Source organism: Streptomyces sp. NPDC048419 (assembly GCF_043200415.1).
Lineage (GTDB): Bacteria > Actinomycetota > Actinomycetes > Streptomycetales > Streptomycetaceae > Streptomyces.
In genome coordinates this window covers 579,822-599,686 of record NZ_JBICXT010000002.1, presented here as the reverse complement: position 1 = coordinate 599,686, position 19,865 = coordinate 579,822, and the positions used below count along the sequence as shown (strand labels likewise).

15 protein-coding genes are annotated in these 19,865 nt (G+C 70.0%); 1 reads left to right on the top strand and 14 read right to left on the bottom strand.

The features are described from left to right. The first annotated feature begins 108 nt into the window (after window positions 1-108). Window positions 109-309: a hypothetical protein gene (locus tag ACGFYN_RS06625; protein ID WP_393864641.1), complete on the top strand. Its 201-nt coding sequence runs from the start codon at window positions 109-111 to the stop codon at window positions 307-309. A gap of 239 nt (window positions 310-548) precedes the next feature. Here ACGFYN_RS06625 and ACGFYN_RS06620 read toward each other — a convergent pair whose 3' ends face one another. The 14 genes from ACGFYN_RS06620 to ACGFYN_RS06555 all read right to left on the bottom strand — a co-directional run bounded on the left by ACGFYN_RS06620 (window position 549) and on the right by ACGFYN_RS06555 (window position 19,769). Beyond that, entirely contained in the window at window positions 549-2,654 is a 2,106-nt protein-coding gene (locus ACGFYN_RS06620; protein WP_393864640.1) for a restriction endonuclease, read from the bottom strand. Window positions 2,655-2,788: 134 nt separating this feature from the next. Beyond that, entirely contained in the window at window positions 2,789-3,406 is a 618-nt protein-coding gene (locus tag ACGFYN_RS06615) for a VOC family protein (RefSeq protein ID WP_393864639.1), read from the bottom strand. A gap of 29 nt (window positions 3,407-3,435) precedes the next feature. Next, entirely contained in the window at window positions 3,436-4,188 is a 753-nt protein-coding gene (locus ACGFYN_RS06610; protein ID WP_393864638.1) for an SDR family oxidoreductase, read from the bottom strand. A 136-nt stretch (window positions 4,189-4,324) separates the two neighbouring features. Then, entirely contained in the window at window positions 4,325-6,298 is a 1,974-nt protein-coding gene (locus ACGFYN_RS06605) for a TIGR03960 family B12-binding radical SAM protein (protein WP_393864637.1), read from the bottom strand. A gap of 129 nt (window positions 6,299-6,427) precedes the next feature. Next, a complete protein-coding gene (locus tag ACGFYN_RS06600) occupies window positions 6,428-7,972 on the bottom strand; it encodes a CHAD domain-containing protein (protein WP_393864636.1) in 1,545 nt (514 codons plus the stop codon). 86 nt (window positions 7,973-8,058) lie between these two features. Next, window positions 8,059-9,255, bottom strand: coding sequence for a rod shape-determining protein RodA (gene rodA / locus ACGFYN_RS06595; RefSeq protein WP_393864635.1), 1,197 nt, complete (start codon window positions 9,253-9,255; stop codon window positions 8,059-8,061). Then, window positions 9,252-11,504 carry a penicillin-binding protein 2 gene (gene mrdA, locus ACGFYN_RS06590; protein ID WP_393864634.1) on the bottom strand — a complete coding sequence of 751 codons (2,253 nt, stop codon included), beginning with the start codon at window positions 11,502-11,504 and terminating at the stop codon, window positions 9,252-9,254. The genes rodA and mrdA overlap by 4 nt, the downstream gene beginning before the upstream one ends. An 80-nt stretch (window positions 11,505-11,584) precedes the next feature. Next, window positions 11,585-12,268: a rod shape-determining protein MreD gene (mreD, locus tag ACGFYN_RS06585; protein ID WP_393864633.1), complete on the bottom strand. Its 684-nt coding sequence runs from the start codon at window positions 12,266-12,268 to the stop codon at window positions 11,585-11,587. Window positions 12,269-12,281: 13 nt separating this feature from the next. Continuing rightward, complete coding sequence (gene mreC / locus ACGFYN_RS06580) at window positions 12,282-13,226, bottom strand: rod shape-determining protein MreC (RefSeq protein ID WP_393864632.1); 945 nt, start codon at window positions 13,224-13,226, stop codon at window positions 12,282-12,284. 153 nt (window positions 13,227-13,379) lie between these two features. Next, complete coding sequence (locus ACGFYN_RS06575) at window positions 13,380-14,399, bottom strand: rod shape-determining protein (protein ID WP_005479350.1); 1,020 nt, start codon at window positions 14,397-14,399, stop codon at window positions 13,380-13,382. A 266-nt stretch (window positions 14,400-14,665) separates the two neighbouring features. Then, entirely contained in the window at window positions 14,666-15,079 is a 414-nt protein-coding gene (ndk, locus tag ACGFYN_RS06570; RefSeq protein ID WP_393864631.1) for a nucleoside-diphosphate kinase, read from the bottom strand. A 67-nt stretch (window positions 15,080-15,146) separates the two neighbouring features. Next, window positions 15,147-15,500, bottom strand: coding sequence for a DUF4233 domain-containing protein (locus tag ACGFYN_RS06565; protein WP_393864630.1), 354 nt, complete (start codon window positions 15,498-15,500; stop codon window positions 15,147-15,149). A 6-nt stretch (window positions 15,501-15,506) separates the two neighbouring features. Beyond that, window positions 15,507-17,000 (bottom strand): bifunctional folylpolyglutamate synthase/dihydrofolate synthase, encoded by a 1,494-nt coding sequence (locus ACGFYN_RS06560; protein WP_393864629.1) that lies wholly within the window; start codon window positions 16,998-17,000, stop codon window positions 15,507-15,509. Window positions 17,001-17,117: 117 nt separating this feature from the next. Next, window positions 17,118-19,769: a valine--tRNA ligase gene (locus tag ACGFYN_RS06555; RefSeq protein WP_393864628.1), complete on the bottom strand. Its 2,652-nt coding sequence runs from the start codon at window positions 19,767-19,769 to the stop codon at window positions 17,118-17,120. Between the last annotated feature and the right edge of the window lie 96 nt (window positions 19,770-19,865).

Genomic DNA, 19,865 nt, shown 5'->3' with positions numbered 1-19,865 from the left:
CCGCCGGGAAGCGCCGGCGGACGCGGGCGCTCAGGCTGCGGAGGACTCCGACGGTGACGCGGCCGTCGCGCAGGCGCGCGGCCGGTGCCGATCCGGGCCAGGAAGGCCGTGAGCCCGGCGCGGGCGGTGGTGAACTGCCCGTACAGCGAGTCCTTCTCCCAGGTGTTGGCCTCCAAGAAGGCGACAGCGCCGGCACCGGGTGGTATCGGCACCTGGTACACGCCGCGCTGCACCGCGGAGGGCGTCTCGTGGACGAGCCCCCGCTGCTCGGCCCGCAGCTTCCGCACGGCGGCCACGTCGTGGCTCTGATCGGCCGAGATCGCCAGATATGCGGCCGGGATCACCGTCAGGAGGACGGCCACGGCCAGCGGCACAGGCGGCCCGCGACCGTCGACGGCCGCCGACCGGCTCAGGCGCGGTGCGCGCGGCCGTCCTCGCGCCCTTCGCCGGCCAACTGTCCATCCCCGACGCCGAGTTGCTGCGCCGGCTGCTCGACCCCGAGCAGCATCCCGGACAGTGGAAGTCGTCCGGGATTCGTCAGGGCGTGGTCACGCCACCTCGATGCCGTAGTCCTGAACGAGTTGCTCCAGCCCGCCCGGGTAGCCCTTGCCGCCGAGCACGAACTCCCAGTCGCCGCTGCTCCTGCGCCGGAAGGAACCGAGCACCAGGGCGGTCTCACCGGGGCGGCCGTCGGAGACCTCCAGGCGGTCGAGCTCGGTCATCCGGGGGTCCAGCAGGCGGATGCAGGCGTTCGTGAACCCCGACAAGTCGGCGTCCGGATCCGCCTCCGGATCGACGGCGGCGACCAGGACGAACCGGTCGGCGCTCGCCGGCAGCGCGTCGAAGGAGACGCGTACGGCCGCCTTGTCCGGCGGCGTGGCCGGGAGCGCGACCACCGAACCGTCCGGCGTACGCCGGTTGTTGAAGAAGACGAAGTGGTCGTCGCTCAGGACGCGGTTGCCGGAGCAGACGAGCGCGCACACGTCCAGCGCCACCCCGCCGGACCAGGACATGCCCAGTACGTTGTGGTCCTCGGGCAGGACCGCGGCGCCGGGCGGCGCGGTCCGCGCCGGCGTCGCCCGTCCGCCCGTCCCCAGACGCCCCCGCAGTCCGTGCCGGTGCAGCAGGTCGACGAGTTCACCACCCGGGACCAGCTCCAGCGGCTTGCCGTTGGCGAAGGTGTACGAGCCGGGGCCGAACCCGGCCGTCGTCACCAGCACCCCTTTGTTGGCGCCGACGTCCTGCACCGTGCCGTACAGGTCACGGACGGCCGTGGGCGGCACGGTGTTGCGGTAGCGCTTCACCTGCACGACGATCTTGCCGCCGCGGATCGGGGTGGGGTCCACGGCGTCGACGTCCACGCCGCCGTCGTTCGAGCGCTGGGTCGTCACGGCCTGCATCCCCATCGCCCGGAAGAGGTCGGCGACGAGCGCCTCGAACGCGATCGGATCCATCTCGTACAGATCCGGTTCCCCGTCCTCGTCCGGATCAGGCTCCCCGTCCCCGCGCAGACCCGGTTCCGCGTCCCCGCCGTGGGTGACGACGGCGTTCCCCACATCCTGCGGCCGCCGCCCGGGCCGCACCTGAGCGAGCTGGTCCGGCCGGGCCGCGAGCTGCCCCCGCAGGCCGTCGGTCAGGCAGCTCACCGCGTCCACCTGCGCCAGGTGCAGCCCGCCGAAGACGGACCGCCGCGCCATGACGGTGGCCAGGAAGATGTGCGCCTGCCGCCCGGTCGCCGGGTCGTGGTCGTCCACGAAGCCGTTCAGCGCCACGGACTCGAGCGCGTCGAACTCGTCTGCCGCGAACAGTTCGTGCAGCACCAGCACCATGGACTGGGCGAGCACCTCGCGGTACAGGGCCCGGCGCTGCCCCACCGGGCGCGGGGTCTCCTTGTCCTGGTCGACGGTCGGCATGTACCGCACCGACTTCGTCTCCGGTACGACGCCGTACCCCGGCAGCTCCCAGTCGAGCACCAGCTCCCGGGCCGCGGGATCGTAGGCCGCCGCGATCTGCCGGGGAAAGCCCTCGGGCCACGCCGCCGACGAGTAGAGGGCCGCGGAGAAGTACTCCACGGCGGCATCAGGGTCCCTGCGGCGGACCCCTTCGACGACCTCCGTGATACCGGCGTTGTGCCGGCGCACCTCCGACAGCTGCGCCTCTGCCCACTGCGTGTACTCACGCTGCTGCGCCGCCAACTGCTGCTGCCGCTGCTGCTCCGCGGCCTGCGCCGCGTACCAGTCGCGCTCGAAGCGGGCCCGCGCCTCGGCCTCCGCCTGCGCGCGCCGGTTCGCGGTCCACCCGCCCTGTGCCTGGTACCGGTTCGGGTCCGGCATGGTCAGGGACACGGCCAACTGCCCCGGTGCGAAGGGCTGCACGTCCACGGAGCGCATGAGCGAGGCCACCCGGAAGGCCGGGGCCCGGCAGCCGGCGGCAAGGATTGCCTGGAGCGCCGCGACCTCCCCTTCCAGCTCCTCGGTACGTCGCCGGGCCTCCGCCTGCCGGTACTCCCGCCGGGTCTGGGCGGCATGCCGCTGAAAGGCCCGCGCCTGCCGCGCCTGTTCCCGCTGCCGCCTGGCCTCGGCCTCCGCCTGACGCTGCTGCTGCCGTTGCGTCTCGGCCCAGACACCGACAAAACCACTAGAGCGACGACCCATGAACCGCAAGCCCTCCCCAGGACGCCGGCGAAGCCGACCAGAACTCCGGTTGTCCCCACAACCGGCCGTGACCAAATAACTGTAACCAGCAACAGTCACCCTGGGCGATGCCTGTCACCGGGCCGCGGCCCGGCTCATGACGGCGGTTCCGATCCCGACTGCTCGCTCACCATGTAACGCGCGTACCAGTCAGGCCAGTCGGGGTCCTCCGCGCCGGTGCGCGCCTCGTGCTCACCGTGGGCCGCGGCCGCCCGTCGCAGGGCGCTCGCCAGGTCCTCGGCCGAGGCGTAGCCGGTGGTGGCGGGGTCCAGCCGCCCGGGGAGCCGGGTGGTGATCTCCTGAAGGAGCCAGCCGTTGCCGTCCGGGTCGCTGAACGACAGGAAGGAGCCGTAGCTGTTGCGCTGCGGATCGGGTCCGGGCACCCGGGCGTCGGTGCCGCCGTGGTGGAAGACGCCGGTGGCGTCGTGGAACACGTCGCCCGGGTCCGCACCGCGTCGCTTCAACTCGTCGCGGGCGGCCACGATGTCGTCGACGATCAGCTGCAGGCCCTGCGCCGAGCCCGGTGCCTGATCCGTGACGGACGTACCGAAGATGACCGACGCCGGGGAGCCCGGAGGAGTCACCTGCACGACCCGGAAGCCGCCGTCCGGTGCGATGTCCGCGTCGAGCCGCCAGCCCAGCGCCGTGTAGAAGTCCTTGGCCCGGTCGACGTCGGCCACCGGCACCACGACGACCTCGAGTTTCATGTCCATGGTTCGTGCCTCCCGCTGCGAAGGGACGATCAGGGTGCGACGAGCTGCTGGCCGCCGTCGATGTCGTAAGTGGCGCCGGTGAGCGCGTCGTTGACCATGAGGTGCACCGCCAGGGCGGCCACGTCCGCCGGGCCGACCACCCGGCCGATGGGCAGCGTCTTACTCAACTGCTCACGGCGCGCCTCGAGTTGGTCGCCGAGCAGGGACGCCGACAACGGCGTGTCCACGAATCCGGCCGCGATGAGGTTGACCCGGATCGGGGCGATCTCCACTGCCAGGTTGGCGGTCAGCGCCGGCAGCGCCGCGGTGAGGGCGCCCATCACGGCCATCCCGACGGCGGGCCGCCGGCCGCCGGTGCCGCCCATGAACAGCAGCGTGCCCCCGGCCCTGACCTTGTCCCGGCTCGCCCGCGCCACCGCCAGCAGCATCGCGATACGCCCGCCGAAGTCCCGTCCGGCGTCGGCCAGATCGATCTCGTCGAGGGGTGTGTACGACGGGCTGCCCGCCGTGACCAGCACATGGTCGACCTGCCCGGGCAGCTCCCTGATGAAGCGCTCCAGGTGATCGGTGTCCTGGGCGTCGAAGACGGCCGTGCTCAGCGCGTTCAGCTCGTCCGCCGCCGGCTTCAGACGTTCGGCGTTGCGCGCGGTGAGCACCACCTCACCGCCGGCCGCCCGCACCTGCCGCGCGGTCTCCAGCCCGATCCCCGCGCTGCCGCCCACCACGACGACCGTCTGCCCGGCGAGTGCCGCACCCGGGGCGTGCCGCGCTTCGGAAGTCATGAACAGCCCCCAACCGGTCGGCGAGCGGATCGATCACAGCTGGACTCCGTGACTCCACAGTCTGTCACTCGCCCGACCGAGGTGCACCCGGACCGAGGGCCATCGGCACACCCCACCAGGCGCGGCCAGGGTCACGTCAGTGCGCATGCCCCCCGGCCGCCGGCGCAGCGTTCTTCACGGTCAGCGGCAGCAACTTCTTCCCGGTCGGGCCGATTTGGATGGTCGTGTCCATCTGCGGACACACCCCGCAGTCGAAGCAAGGCGTCCACCGGCAGTCCTCGACCTCCGTCTCGTCGAGGGCGTCCTGCCAGTCCTCCCAGAGCCAGTCCTTGTCGAGGCCCGAGTCGAGGTGGTCCCAGGGGAGGACCTCCTCGTAGGTCTTCTCGCGGGTGGTGTACCAGTCGACGTCCACGCCGAAGGCGGGGAGGGCCTTCTCGGCGCAGGCCATCCAGCGGTCGTAGGAGAAGTGCTCGCGCCAGCCGTCGAAGCGGCCGCCGTCCTCGTAGACAGCGCGGATGACGGCGCCGATGCGGCGGTCGCCGCGGGAGAGCAGGCCCTCGACGATGCCCGGCTTGCCGTCGTGGTAGCGGAAGCCGATGGAGCGGCCGTACTTCTTGTCGCCGCGGATCCGGTCGCGGAGCTTCTCCAGGCGGGCGTCCGTCTCCTCCGCGGAGAGCTGCGGGGCCCACTGGAAGGGCGTGTGGGGCTTGGGGACGAAGCCGCCGATCGAGACCGTGCAGCGGATGTCGTTCTGGCCGGAGACCTTGCGGCCCTCGGCGATCACGTTCATCGCCATGTCGGCGATCTGCAGGACGTCCTCGTCGGTCTCCGTAGGCAGGCCGCACATGAAGTACAGCTTCACCTGGCGCCAGCCGTTGCCGTAGGCGGTGGAGACGGTCCGGATCAGGTCCTCCTCCGAGACCATCTTGTTGATGACCTTGCGCATGCGCTCGGAGCCGCCCTCGGGGGCGAAGGTCAGACCCGAGCGGCGGCCGTTGCGCGTGAGCTCGTTCGCCAGGTCGACGTTGAAGGCGTCCACGCGGGTGGAGGGGAGGGAGAGGCCGATCTTGTCTTCCTCGTAGCGGTCCGCCAGGCCCTTGGCGATGTCGCCGATCTCCGAATGGTCCGCCGAGGAGAGCGAGAGGAGGCCGACCTCCTCGAAGCCCGTCGCCTTCAAACCCTTGTCGACCATGTCGCCGATGCCGGTGATGGAGCGCTCGCGGACCGGGCGGGTGATCATGCCCGCCTGGCAGAAGCGGCAGCCGCGGGTGCAGCCGCGGAAGATCTCCACGGACATGCGCTCATGGACCGTCTCGGCCAGCGGAACCAGGGGCTGCTTCGGGTACGGCCACTCGTCCAGGTCCATGACCGTGTGCTTGGACACGCGCCACGGGACGCCCGACTTGTTGGGGACCACGCGGGCGATCCGGCCGTCGGGCAGGTACTCGACGTCGTAGAAGGCCGGGATGTACACGCCGCCGGTCTTCGCCAGGCGGAAGAGGACCTCCTCGCGGCCGCCGGGACGGCCCTCCGCCTTCCACTGCTTGATGATCCGCGTCATGTCGAGCACGGCCTGCTCGCCGTCGCCGATGATCGCCGCGTCGATGAAGTCCGCGATCGGCTCGGGGTTGAAGGCGGCGTGGCCGCCCGCCAGCACGATCGGGTCGTGCAGGCCGCGGTCCTTCGACTCCAGCGGGATGCCCGCCAGGTCCAGCGCGGTCAGCATGTTCGTGTAGCCGAGCTCCGTGGAGAAGGAGAGACCGAACACGTCGAAGGCCCGCACCGGCCGGTGGCTGTCCACCGTGAACTGCGGGACGCCGTGCTCCCGCATCAGCGCCTCCAGGTCCGGCCACACGCTGTAGGTGCGCTCGGCGAGGACGCCCTCCTGCTCGTTCAGGACCTCGTAGAGGATCATGATGCCCTGGTTGGGCAGTCCGACCTCGTAGGCGTCCGGGTACATCAGCGCCCAGCGGACGTCACAGGACTCCCACGGCTTGACGGTGGAGTTGAGCTCTCCGCCCACGTACTGGATCGGCTTCTGCACATGCGGGAGCAGAGCTTCGAGCTGCGGGAACACGGACTCGGCGGCCGCAGCGACTTCGGCAGGCATCTCGCAAACCTTCGGGGGGCTGGACGGAACTGACAGGGGTGACCATCCAGCCTAACGCGACGCGGCGGCCGCCCCGACCGCCCGGATCGCCGCGCGGCCCGTCGGGCCCGGTCGGTCCGCGCCCCCGCCTCACACCCGCATCCCGCCCGTGACCTCCCGCCACGCCCCCGGCAGCTCCGCCTCGGCCGCCGCCGCGCGCGCCTCCTCGCGGCCGTAGAGCAGCCCGTACGTGAAGACGTTCTCCCCCGCCGCGTGCGCCACGGCCGACAGCTCGCGCAGGGTCTGGCGGGTCATGACGCTGTCCTGGTGGACGCCGAGCAGGTTCTGCAGCGACTTCATCGACTTGGCCAGCGCGGTCGCCGGCTCGCCGAGGGAGGCGATGGCGGCTTCCGCCGAGTACCGCGTCCGCTTGGCCTTCTTGCGCGCCTCGTGCAGGGCGAGGTCCCGGTCGGAGCCGCACTCCGCGGCGAGGGCCTGCTCCACCAGGCCGGCCAGCTTGCCGTAGTCCTTGCGTACGGCCTTGACGATCACCTTCTCCGGACTGCCGGCGGCCGCCTGGAGCAGCGGAGGGTCGGAGATCAGCGCGTCCACGCCGTCCAGCAGCGCCAGGTATCGCCTGGAGTCCAGGACGCCGATCAGGCGGCGCCGCGATCCGCTGTGCCGGGCGTGCATCCAGCTGCGCAGCCGGGTGCGCACCGGGCCGTGGACGAGGGTGCGGGGCAGCTCGGTCAGGGCCGCGGTGAGGCGCTCGGTGAGCACCTCCTGGTCCCGGTCGACGCCGAGCTCGCCGGCCAGCCACTTCAGCTCCTCGCCGATGGGGTCGGTCACGGTCCGGTCGAGGACCTTGGCGTACGAGCGGAAGGCGCTGCGCATCCGGCGGGTGGCGACGCGCATACGGTGCACGGAGTCGTACCCGTCCTGCCGCACGGCCGGGTCGAGCTCGACCAGGGCGTCCCGCTGCTCGCGGAGGTAGGCGAGGACATGGTCACCGGCCGTCTCCGGGGACTTCGGCCGCTGCTGACCGCCCGCCTTCTTCCCGGACTTACCGGCCTTGCCGCCCTTTCCGCCCGTCTTGCGCGGTGCCGTCTCCGCCAGCGCCCGGGCCAGCTTCGACGCCGATCCGGAGGGCCGTACACCCGCCTTGCGCAGCCGCTTGTCGACCTTGTCGAGGAAGGTGGGGTCGCCGCCGTCGGCGAGCTCGACCTCCAGCTCGGTCCACTGGGCGACGCCGCCGTCGCCGGTGAGCCGCTCCGCGCGTACGGCGTCCACGCTGACCTCGGCGAGCAGCCGGCCTCCGGCGTCGACGAGGTCGCGGATGTCGCGGTCGGACTGCAGCCGGACCACGGGCAGCAGTTCGGCGTCGCGGACACGGGAGCGGACCAGCCCGGCGAGGCTGCGCGGCAGGCTGTCGGAGAGCGGGGCGTGGATCTCGTCGCGGACGCCGGGGGCGACGGGGAACTTCAGGTGCCAGCCCGCGTCGGCACCGCCGGTGCGGCGGCGCAGCGTGATCGCGGAGGCGGCGAGGCGCTCGTCGGCGGTGTCGTAGTACGTGGCGTCGAGATGCGCGACACCCTTGTCGACGACGGCGTCGACCCCGGTCACGCCGGTCAGGTCCGGCAGGCCACTGTCGTCGGATTCGTACTTCCGTTCGATCTCACGCTTCGTGTCCGCCATGCCCTGAATCTAGTGGGATCCACCCCCGAGCGGCAGGGCCCCTCGGGGGTGAATTGCTGGCGAACCCGGGTGCAACACCAGGTTCACTACGCCGACATGGGCCGCTGCGCCTTGATGGACTGCAACAGCCCCACGGCCATCCAGACGGCGAACATCGACGAGCCGCCGTACGAGACGAACGGCAGTGGCAGGCCCGTGACCGGCATGATGCCGAGGGTCATGCCGACGTTCTCGAAGATCTGGAAGGCGAACCAGGCGACGATCCCGGCGGCGACGATCGTGCCGTACAGCTCCGTGGAGTCGCGGGCGATGCGGCAGGCCCGCCACAGGATCAGGCCGAGGAGCAGGATGATCAGCCCCGCGCCGACGAAGCCGAGCTCCTCCCCCGCCACCGTGAAGACGAAGTCCGTCTGCTGCTCGGGCACGAACTGGCCGGTGGTCTGCGAGCCGTGGAAGAGGCCCGCGCCGGTCAGACCGCCCGAACCGATCGCGATCCGGGCCTGGTTGGTGTTGTAGCCGACGCCCGCCGGGTCGAGGGCGGGGTTGGCGAAGGCCGCGAACCGGTTGATCTGGTAGTCGTCCAGGATGTGCAGCTGCCAGACGGCGACCGCGCCCGTGGCGCCGGCCGCGATGAGACCGAACACCCAGCGGTTGGAGGCGCCGGAGGCGAGCAGCACGCCGAGGATGATCACCACCATCACCATGACCGAGCCGAGGTCGGGCATGAGCAGCACGATCAGGATCGGTACGGCGGCCAGGCCCAGGGCCTGAAGGACCGTGCGGTGGTCGGGGTACTTCTTGTCGCCCGCGTCGACCCGCGCCGACAGCAGCATCGCCATGCCCAGGATGATCGTGATCTTCACGAACTCCGAGGGCTGGAGGGAGAAGCCGCCGCCGAGCACGATCCACGAGTGCGCGCCGTTGACCGTGGAGCCGAGCGGGGTGAGCACCATCAGGATCAGGAAGACCGAGATGCCGTACAGGATCGGGATGACGGTGCGCAGGGAGCGGTGGCCGATCCAGACGATGCCGATCATCAGGCCGATCCCGATGCCGGTGTTCATGAGGTGCCGGATGAGGAAGTAGTACGGGTCGCCCTGGTTGATCTCGTTGCGGTTGCGGGTCGCCGAGTAGACGAGGACCGTGCCGATCAGCGACAGCGCGACGGCCGCGAGCAGTATCGGCCAGTCCAGCCGGCGGGCGAGTGAGTCACGGGCGAAGACCCGTGCCCAGCCCGCCCGCCGGGGCCCGTACCCCGGGACGGAGAAGCTGTTGCCGGTCATGTGAGCATCCTCCGGTTCCCGCGCCTGCGCGGCCGCCTGCGAGTGGTCCGGTTGGTCGCGGTCGGCGAGGCCGTGGTCGCGGCCGGCTGGGTCCCGTCGGGGTTGGCCGCGCCCTTCTCCTGGGCCTTCTTCAGGTCCTTGACCGGGTCCTTGGCGACCTTCGGCGAGTCGATCGTGCCGTCCGTCTTGACCTTGGGCAGGCCCTTCTGCGGTGTGGAAAGCAGCGCCTTCTTCTTGTCGATCGAGCCGTCGCCCTGGACGCCGTAGAGGGAGCTGTAGATGTTGCGCACGGCCTCACCGGATGCGCCGGAACCCGTACCGGCCTGGGCGATCGTCATGACGACCGTGTAGTCCTTGGAGTACGTGGCCAGCCACGAGGTGGTCTGCTTGCCGTAGACCTCCGCGGTACCGGTCTTGGCGTGCAGCGTGATCTTGTCCTGCGGCCAGCCCTGGAACTTCCAGGCGGCGGTACCGCTGGTGACGACACCCGCGAGCGCCTTGTTCATCCCCTTGAGGGTGGCCTGGCTGACCGGGAGCTTCGCCTTGACCTGCGGCTTGATCGGCGTGACCGTCTTGCCGTCGGCGCTGATGACCGCCTTGCCGATGGTGGGGACGTACTCGGTGCCGCCGTTGGCGAGCGCCCCGTAGATCATCGCCTCCTGGATCGGGGTGAGCAGCGTGTCACCCTGGCCGATGGAGTAGTTGATCGAGTCGCCCTCGCGCATCTTGTTGCCCTCGAGGCAGTTCTCGTAGGCGATCTTCTCGACGTAACTGCCGTCCTTCTTGCCGGACTTGCACCAGGCGTCCTTGTTGGCCTTCCAGTAGTCCAGCTTCCACTGGCGGTCCGGGACGCGGCCGGAGACCTCGTTCGGCAGGTCGATGCCGGTCTGCTTGCCGAGGCCGAACTGGTGGGCGGCCTTGTAGAAGTAGTCCTTCGGCTGGCCCTTCTTCGGGTTGATGCCGCCGTCCTTCTTCCACTGCCGGTCGGCGAGACCGTAGAAGACGGTGTCGCAGGAGACCTCGAGCGCCCGGCCCAGCGAGATGGGGCCGAAGCTCTCGCCCTCGAAGTTCTTGAAGACCTGGCCGCCGACCGAGTACGAGCTGGTGCAGGGGTAGCCGCCGTCCCACGGGTAGCCGGCCTCGACCGCGGCGGCCGTGGAGACCACCTTGAAGGTCGAACCGGGCGCGGACTGACCCTGTATGGCGCGATTGAGCAGCGGGTAGTCGGAACCCTTGCCGGTGAGCTGCTTGTAGTCCTTGGCGGAGATGCCGCCGACCCAGACGTTCGGGTCGTACGTGGGCGCGGACGCCATAGCGACGATACGGCCGGTCTTGGCCTCCATCACGACGACGGCGCCCGAGTCTGCCTTGTACTTCTCGCCGGTGACCTTGTCGTACTGGCCCCGGGCGATCTTCATCGCGTTGTCCAGCTCGTACTCGGCGACCCGCTGGACGCGGGAGTCGATGCTGGTGACGAGGTTCGAACCGGGCTGTGCGGCATCGGACTTGGCCTTGCCGATGACGCGCCCGAGGTTGTCGACCTCGTAACGGGTGACGCCGGCCTTGCCGCGCAGCTCCTTGTCGTACTGACGCTCCAGGCCGCTGCGGCCGACCTGGTCGGAGCGCAGATACGGCGAGCTGGTGTGCTCGGCCTTGGTGATCTCCTCGTCGGTGACCGGCGAGAGATAGCCGAGGACCTGGGAGGTGTTGGCCTTGCCGGGGGCCGGGTAGCGGCGCAGCGCCTCGGGCTCGGCGCTGATGCCGGGGAAGTCCTCGGAGCGCTCGCGGATCTGCATGGCCTGGCGGGGCGTGGCCTCGTCGGTGATGGGGATCGGCTGGTACGGCGAGCCGTTCCAGCACGGCTGGGGCGTCTTGGCGTCGCAGAGCCGGACCCGCTGCATGACCTCCGTGGGTGTCATGCCCAGGACCCCGGCCAGCTTGGTCAGGACGGCCTTGCCGTCGTCCTTCATCTTCAGCAGGTCGGTGCGGGAGGCGGAGACCACCAGGCGGGTCTCGTTGTCCGCGAGCGGCACACCGCGCGCGTCCAGGATCGAGCCGCGAACGGCGGGATCGACGACCTGCTGGACGTGGTTGCCGGACGCCTCCTTGGCGTAGGCGGAGCCCTCACGGATCTGGAGATACCACAGCCGGCCGCCGAGGGTCCCGAGCAGGGAGAGGACGAGGATCTGGATGACGACGAGTCGGATCTGGACCCGTGGGGTCCGTCCGGTCTCGGGGATGTTGGTCACTGCGGCTGCCTCCCCCTCTCAGTGTGTGTACGTGTCATATCCGACGGACCTGTGAACGACGGCCGCCAACTCACGCGCCCTCACAGCCGCTTGACCCCCTTGATACGCCCCACGCGCGCGCTGCGGGTTCTGGCCTTGGTCTTCAGGCCGCCCAGGGCACCGCGCTGGCCGCCGACCTTGAGGCCGGTCCCGGCGGAGATCCAGCCGGAGGAGATGTCGGTCGTCTTCTTGGACGAGGAGGCCGCCTCCGCGGCGAGGGGGTCGTTGTCCGCGCGCCGGGCCAGGAACATGACCCCGGGGACCACGAAGGGCGCGAGGAGCAGGTCGTAGAGCGCCGCCGTGAACAGCAGGCCGGCGAGGCCGACATGACGGGCGGCCGTGTCGCCGACGAGGGCGCCGACGCCCGCGTACAGCAGGGTCGAGCCGAGGGCGGCGGCGACCACGACGACCATCGGGCCGGTGGCCGACTTCAGCCGCCCGTGGTCCGGCTTGGCCAGCCCGGCGAGATAGCCGATGACGCACAGCACGAGGGCGTAGCGCCCGGCGGCGTGGTCGGCGGGCGGTGCGAGGTCGGCGAGCAGGCCGGCGCCGAAGCCGACGAGGGCGCCGCCGACATGGCCGTACACCAGGGCCAGGCCCAGCACGGTCAGCAGCAGCAAGTCGGGGACGGCGCCCGGCAGATGGAGCCGGGCGAGGACGCTGACCTGAACCACCATGGCCACCACGATCAGGGCGGCGGAGAGCAGGATCCGGTTGACGCGCATGGGGATTCAGCTCCTACTGCTGCGGGGTCTGGCCGTCGACGGGCGCACTGGCCGAGGGGGTGACCGTGACGGTGACCGTCGGCGTGGGGGTCGGCTTGGGCTTCTGCGGCAGGACCGTGTCGCGCGGGTCCTTCTTCGGGGCCACTACGACGACGCCGACGACGTCGAGCTTGGTGAAGCTGGCGTACGGCGTGACGTAGAGGGTGCGGGTCAGGTCGCCGCCGGACGGGTCGACGCGGGAGACCACGCCGACCGGCACGCCCGGCACGAAGGGCTTGTCGGCCTGGGAGCCGAAGGTGACGAGCCGGTCGCCCTTCTTCACGTCCGCCTTGCTGTTGAGCAGTTCGACGCGCAGCGGGCGGTCGCCCTGTCCGGAGGCGAACCCGAGCTCGTCGCTGTTCTCCATGCGGGTGCCGACGGTGAAGTCCGGGTCGTTGGCGAGCAGCACGGTCGAGACGTCGGGACCGACATTGGTGACTCTCCCGACCAGACCGTCGCCGTTCAGCACGGTCATGTCCCGCTTGATGCCGTCGTTGGCTCCGATGTCGATGGTGATCGTCCAGGAGAAGCCCTGGGCCGCTCCTATGGCGATGACCTGGGCGCCCTTGATGCCGTACTGCCCCTCGGCGGACACCTTCAGCATCTTGTCGAGCTGCTTGAGCCGGCTGGAGTTGCGATCGTCGCTGCCGAGCTTCGCCTTGAGAGCCGCGTTCTCCGTCTCCAGGCGGGCGAGCCGGTCGTGGCGGGTGCCCGAGTCGCGGACCGCGGAGACCGCGTCACCGACCGGGTTGACCGCCGACGACACCCCGTTCTCGACCGGGCCGAACACCGTGGCCGCCACCTGGCGGGCGCCGTCGACCGGTGAATCCTCCCCACCGCGGATGTCCACCGTGATCAACGCGAACGCGATGGCGATCAGCAGCACCAGGAGCAGCCGGCTCTCTCGTGTGTCCCTCACGTGCGGCGGCCGTGCCTTCCTCATAGGAATGTGCAGAGGTCTGGATGTTCAGGTGTTGGGTGTGCAGAGGCTTATGGGTGAGCTTATGCCTCAATATCAACGATCCGCCGCACGAGAAGAGATCGTCTCGTACGGCGGAATCGAAGAGTTACTTCATCTGCGCGGCTGGGCGTCCAGCACCTGCTGGAGCGCCTCGAACTCCTCGACGCACTTGCCGGATCCGAGCGCCACGCTGTCCAGCGGATCCTCGGCGATGTGGATGGGCATTCCGGTCTCCCGGCGCAGCCGCTCGTCGAGTCCGCGCAGCAGCGCCCCGCCGCCCGTCAGCACGATGCCCCGGTCCATGATGTCGCCGGACAGCTCCGGCGGGCACTTGTCCAGGGTCGTCTTGACGGCGTCGACGATGGCGTTGACCGGCTCCTCGATCGCCTTGCGCACTTCGCCCGCGGAGATCACGACGGTCTTGGGCAGCCCGGAGACGAGGTCCCGGCCGCGGATTTCGGTGTGTTCGTCGGCGTCCAGGTCGTACGCCGAACCGATCGTGATCTTGATCTGTTCGGCCGTCCGCTCACCGAGGAGAAGGCTGTACTCCTTCTTGATGTGCTGGATGATCGCGTTGTCCAGTTCGTCCCCCGCGACGCGAATGGACTGGGCGGTGACGATGCCGCCGAGCGAGATGACCGCGACCTCGGTGGTGCCGCCGCCGATGTCCACCACCATGTTGCCCGTGGCCTCGTGGACCGGGAGGCCGGAGCCGATGGCGGCCGCCATGGGCTCTTCGATGATGTGCACCTGGCGCGCGCCCGCCTGGGACGAGGCCTCGATGACGGCACGGCGCTCGACGCCCGTGATGCCCGAGGGCACACAGACGACGACTCGCGGCCGGGCCAGATACCTCCGCTTGTGGATCTTCAGGATGAAGTAGCGGAGCATTCGCTCGGTGATCTCGAAGTCGGCGATGACGCCGTCCTTCAGAGGTCGTACGGCAACGATGTTGCCAGGAGTCCGACCGATCATCTTCTTCGCCTCGGCGCCGACCGCGAGGATGCCACCGGTGTTGGTGTTGATCGCGACGACGGACGGCTCGTTGAGTACGATCCCGCGACCCCTGACGTACACCAGCGTGTTGGCGGTCCCGAGGTCGACAGCCATGTCACGGCCGATGAACGACATTGAGTTCCCCATCAGGATTCGTCTGGCCTTCCTGGGAGCTTTTGAGGGCTTTTCAGGTAGGCGAAGTGGGTGCTGTGACGTGAAGGCTTCCATCGTAATGGCGCCTGCACGAACACTGCGTAAGGGTCTCCGCCATTGTCAGCAGATGCTGGGTGCGTTCGCTTGGTGAGAGGGGCGTTCGGGGGCACTCGTTCCCTCGATCGCCACGCATATGCCAGATGATCGAGGGTAAACGCCTCGACCTCACACTTCTGGCGGCCGGGACGTCACGCGCGGCCGGGGAAGAAGATCTTCACCTCGCGCTCGGCGGACTCCTCGGAGTCGGAGGCGTGGATGAGGTTCTCCCGCACGATCACGCCGTAGTCGCCGCGGATGGAGCCGGGTGCGGCGGCGATCGGGTCGGTCGGTCCGGCGAGCGCGCGCACGCCCTCGACGACCCGCTCGCCCTCGACGATCAGCGCCACGACCGGGCCGGAGGCCATGAACGCCACCAACGGCTCGTAGAAGGGCTTGCCCTTGTGTTCGCCGTAGTGCTGCTCCAGCGTGTCCTGGTCCAAGGTGCGCAGCTCCAGCGCCGTGATCTGCCAGCCGGCCTTGCGCTCGATGCGGCTGATGATCTCGCCGGTCAGGCCACGTCGAACGGCGTCGGGCTTGAGCAGGACGAGGGTGCGCTGAGTCACGACAGGGCTCCTAGGGATCAAGGGCGTTGCGGGTGTTCGAAGATTACAGGGCGTGTCCGGAGCGGAGTTACGCAGCGTCAGGAGTGGAGGAGGCCTCCGCGGCGAACCGTGCCTTCGCCTCGTCGATCTTTCTGCCGTAGTACACCGAGGCCCACCACAGGGCCGCGAAGACCGCGCCCAGGAAGAACATCGTCGGAACGACGAAACCGGAGGCGATCAGCGCGACCTGGAGGATCCAGCCGAGGACGATGCCGCCCGGACGCGTCACGACGCCGCACAGCGCCAGGCACAGGAACATCGCGATGCCGCTGACCGTCCACACCGTCGCCGTGGTCAGGTCGGGGTCCTTCATGGCGACCAGGCCGGCGAAGCCGATCACGAAGAACTCGCCGATCAGGGTCGAAGCACAGAGCGTACGCAAGGGTGGTCAGCGCCTTCCCAGGAGCAGTCGGGCCTCGCCGACGGTGATGACGGAGCCGGTGACGAGCACACCGCCGCCGGCGAACTCGCCCTCCTCCTCGGCCAGCGTGATCGCGGCTTCCAGGGCGTCGGGCAGCCTCGGTTCGACCTGGACGCGGTCGTCCCCGAACACCTCCACGGCGATCGCGGCGAGTTCGTCGGCGTCCATCGCGCGGTGGCTGGAGTTCTGCGTGACGACGACCTCGGCGAAGATCGGCTCGAAGGCCTCGAGGAGGCCGCGTACGTTCTTGTCGCCGCTCGCGCCGACGACGCCGATCAGCCGGCTGAAGTCGAACGCCTCCCCCACGGCCTCGGCGGTGGCGCGGGCGCCCGCCGGGTTGTGGGCCGCGTCCAGGACGACGGTGGGCGAGCGCCGTACGACTTCCAGGCGGCCCGGTGAGGAGGCGGCGGCGAACGCCTTGCGGACGGTGTCGATGTCGAGCGGCTCGGGCCGCTGGGCGCCGACGCCGAAGAACGCCTCGACGGCGGCGAGCGCCACGGCGGCGTTGTGCGCCTGGTACGGGCCGTGCAGGGGGAGGTACACCTCGCCGTACTCGCCGCCCAGGCCGCGCAGGGTGAGCAGCTGTCCCCCGACGGCGACCTGGCGGGCGACGACGCCGAACTCGAGCCCTTCCCTGGCCACCGTGGCGTCGGCGTCGACGGCCTTCTTCAGCAGCACCTGGGCCGCGTCGACGGACTGCTGGGCCAGGATGACCGTGGCGTCCTGCTTGATGATCCCGGACTTCTCCTTGGCGATCTCGCCGGGCGTCCCGCCGAGCCGGTCGGTGTGGTCGAGGTCGATGGGGGTGACGACGGCGACGTCCCCGTCGATGACGTTGGTGGCGTCCCAGGAGCCGCCCATGCCGACCTCGACGACCGCGACGTCCACGGGCGCGTCGGCGAAGGCGGCGTACGCCATGCCGGTCAGCACCTCGAAGAAGGACAGCCGGTACTCCTGCTGGGAGTCGACCATCTCGATGTACGGCTTGATGTCCTCGTACGTCTCGACGAAGCGCTCGGCGTCGATGGGTGCGCCGTCGAGGCTGATGCGCTCGGTGATCGACTGGACGTGAGGGGAGGTGTAGCGGCCGGTGCGCAGCTCGAAGGCGTTGAGCAGGGCCTCGATCATGCGGGCCGTGGAGGTCTTGCCGTTCGTGCCCGTGATGTGGATCGAGGGGTACGAGCGCTGCGGCTCGCCCAGCACGTCCATCAGCGCGGCGATCCGGCTGACCGACGGCTCCAGCTTGGTCTCGCCCCACCGGGTGGCCAGCTCCGTCTCGACCTGGCGCAGGGCGGCGTCCGTCTCGGGGTCCTCGGGGCGCGTCGGCACGTCTGCGCTCGGGGCTCCGCCCTGGGTGCGCAGGGTGCGGCTGCCGGCCTCGATCACCGCGAGATCGGGGTCGCGGCCGGTCTCCTCCGCGATCAGCTCGTCGAAGGGGTCGGGCTCGTTCTGGTCGCTCACGGGGCCAGTCTACGGAGCGGCACCGACAGGTCGCCCAGGGAGTGGGGGGTGCCGGCCGTCGGGCGGGCGCGGGGAACGTCGTGGCTTGTCGCGCAGTTCCCCGCGTCCCTGAAAAACCTACTGCTGGGGCAGGCGGTCCAGCTGGGCCTTGATGCGGGTGATGTCCTCGTCCGCCTTGGCCAGGCGGCCGCGGATCTTGTCCACGACGTTGTCCGGGGCCTTCGCCAGGAACGCCTCGTTGCCGAGCTTCGCCGTGGCCTGGGCCTTCTCCTTCTCCGCGGCGGCGAGGTCCTTGGCGAGGCGCTTGCGCTCCGCCGCGACGTCGATCGTGCCGGAGAGGTCGAGGGCGACCTCCGCGCCGGCCACCGGCAGGGTGGCCGTGGCCGTGAAGGCCTCGCCCTCCGGCTGCAGGCGCAGCAGCTGACGGATGGCGGCCTCGTGCGGGGCGAGGGCCGTGCCGTCCAGGGACAGCCGCGCCGGGACCCGCTGGCCGGGCTGGAGGCCCTGGTCGGCGCGGAAGCGGCGGACCTCGGTGATGACCGACTGGAGGGACTCGATCTCCTTCTCGGCGGACGTGTCACGGAAGCCGCCCGGTGCGTCAGCACCAGGAACAAACACAGCCGCCGGCCACTCGGCGATGACGACCGACTCGCCACCGGTGAGGGTGGTCCACAGGGTCTCCGTGACGAACGGGACGACCGGGTGCAGCAGCCGCAGCGTGACGTCGAGGACTTCGCCGAGGACCCGCTGGGAGACCTTCGCGGCCGCCCCGCCCGCCTGGAACGTCGTCTTGGACAGCTCGACGTACCAGTCGAAGACCTCGTCCCAGGCGAAGTGGAAGAGCGCGTCCGACAACTTCGCGAACTGGTAGTCCTCGTAGAGCGCGTCGACCTCTGCCACGACGGAGTTGAGCCGGGACAGGATCCACCGGTCCGTGGACGACATCGCGGACGCGTCGGGCAGCGGCCCCTCGACCGTCGCGCCGTTCATCAGCGCGAAGCGCGTCGCGTTCCAGATCTTGTTGGCGAAGTTGCGCGATCCCTGGACCCAGTCCTCGCCGATCGGGACGTCGACACCCGGGTTGGCGCCGCGGGCCAGGGTGAACCGGAGCGCGTCGCTGCCGTACTTGTCCATCCAGTCCAGCGGGTTGACCGCGTTGCCGAAGGACTTCGACATCTTCTTGCCGAACTGGTCGCGGACCATGCCGTGCAGGGCGATGGTGTGGAACGGCGGGGTGCCGTCCATCGCGTACAGACCGAACATCATCATCCGGGCGACCCAGAAGAAGAGGATGTCGTAGCCGGTGACCAGGACGGAGTTCGGGTAGAACTTCGCGAGCGACTCGGTCTGTTCGGGCCAGCCGAGCGTGGAGAACGGCCACAGGCCCGAGGAGAACCAGGTGTCGAGGACGTCGGTGTCCTGACGCCAGCCCTCACCGCTCGGCGCCTCCTCGTCGGGGCCGACGCAGACGACCTCGCCGTTCGGGCCGTAGAAGACCGGGATGCGGTGGCCCCACCACAACTGCCGTGAGATGCACCAGTCGTGGAGGTTGTCGACCCAGTCGAAGTACCGCTTCTCCATCTCCTGCGGGTGGATCTTGACGCGGCCGTCGCGGACCGCGTCACCGGCGGCCTTGGCGAGCGGGCCGACCTTGACCCACCACTGCATGGACAGGCGCGGCTCGATGGTGGTCTTGCAGCGCGAGCAGTGGCCGACGGAGTGGACGTAGGGCCGCTTCTCCGCGACGATCCGGCCCTCGGCGCGCAGCGCGGCGACGATCGCCGAGCGGGCCTCGAAGCGGTCCTGACCCTGGAAGGGGCCGTGAACGGTGATGATGGCGTGCTCGTCCATCACGGCGATGGCGGGCAGGTCGTGGCGCCGGCCGATCTCGAAGTCGTTCGGGTCGTGGGCCGGGGTGACCTTGACGGCACCCGTGCCGAACTCAGGGTCGACGTGCTCGTCGGCGACGACGGGGATGGTGCGGTCGGTGAGCGGCAGCTTGATCCGCTTGCCGACGAGGTGCTTGTAGCGCTCGTCGTCGGGGTGGACGGCGACGGCGGTGTCGCCGAGCATCGTCTCCGCGCGCGTGGTGGCGACGACGACCGTCTCGTCACCCTCGCCGTACTTGATGGAGACGAGTTCGCCGTCGTCGTCCTGGTACTCGACCTCGATGTCGGAGATCGCGGTCAGGCAGCGCGGGCACCAGTTGATGATGCGCTCGGCGCGGTAGATCAACTCGTCGTCGTAGAGCCGCTTGAAGATGGTCTGGACGGCCTGGGAGAGGCCCTCGTCCATCGTGAAGCGCTCGCGGGACCAGGCGACGCCGTCACCGAGGCGGCGCATCTGGCCGGAGATCTGCCCGCCGGACTCGGCCTTCCACTGCCAGACACGCTCGACGAAGGCCTCGCGGCCGAGGTCGTGCCGGGACTTGCCCTCCTTGCCCAGCTCGCGCTCGACGACGTTCTGCGTGGCGATGCCGGCGTGGTCCATGCCGGGCTGCCACAGCGTCTCGAACCCCTGCATGCGCTTACGGCGCGTCAGCGCGTCGATGAGGGTGTGCTCGAAGGCGTGCCCGAGGTGCAGGCTGCCGGTGACGTTCGGCGGCGGGATGACGATGGTGTACGGCGGCTTGTCGCTCTTCTCGTCCGCCTCGAAGTAACCCCGCTCCACCCAGCGCTCGTACAGCGGCCCCTCTACCTCGGCCGGCGCGTACTGGGTCGGCAGTTCGGTGCTGGGCGCTGGTGGCTGCTGCTGAGCGTTCTCGGTCACGCGCTCAGTTTAGGGGTGTCACGGGGCAGTCCCGAAACGCGTTTGTTCTGTAACGGTGGGGCCCCCGATGGAACGTGCGCCCCCGGTCTACGCCAG

What these genes read in the sequence shown, in the direction of transcription:
- ACGFYN_RS06620 (WP_393864640.1), bottom strand. Translation starts at nt 2,654, where the DNA reads ATGGGTCGTCGCTCTAGTGGTTTTGTCGGTGTCTGGGCCGAGACGCAA.
- ACGFYN_RS06615 (WP_393864639.1), bottom strand. Translation starts at nt 3,406, where the DNA reads ATGGACATGAAACTCGAGGTCGTCGTGGTGCCGGTGGCCGACGTCGAC.
- ACGFYN_RS06610 (WP_393864638.1), bottom strand. Translation starts at nt 4,188, where the DNA reads ATGACTTCCGAAGCGCGGCACGCCCCGGGTGCGGCACTCGCCGGGCAG.
- ACGFYN_RS06605 (WP_393864637.1), bottom strand. Translation starts at nt 6,298, where the DNA reads ATGCCTGCCGAAGTCGCTGCGGCCGCCGAGTCCGTGTTCCCGCAGCTC.
- ACGFYN_RS06600 (WP_393864636.1), bottom strand. Translation starts at nt 7,972, where the DNA reads ATGGCGGACACGAAGCGTGAGATCGAACGGAAGTACGAATCCGACGAC.
- rodA (WP_393864635.1), bottom strand. Translation starts at nt 9,255, where the DNA reads ATGACCGGCAACAGCTTCTCCGTCCCGGGGTACGGGCCCCGGCGGGCG.
- mreD (WP_393864633.1), bottom strand. Translation starts at nt 12,268, where the DNA reads ATGCGCGTCAACCGGATCCTGCTCTCCGCCGCCCTGATCGTGGTGGCC.
- ACGFYN_RS06575 (WP_005479350.1), bottom strand. Translation starts at nt 14,399, where the DNA reads ATGTCGTTCATCGGCCGTGACATGGCTGTCGACCTCGGGACCGCCAAC.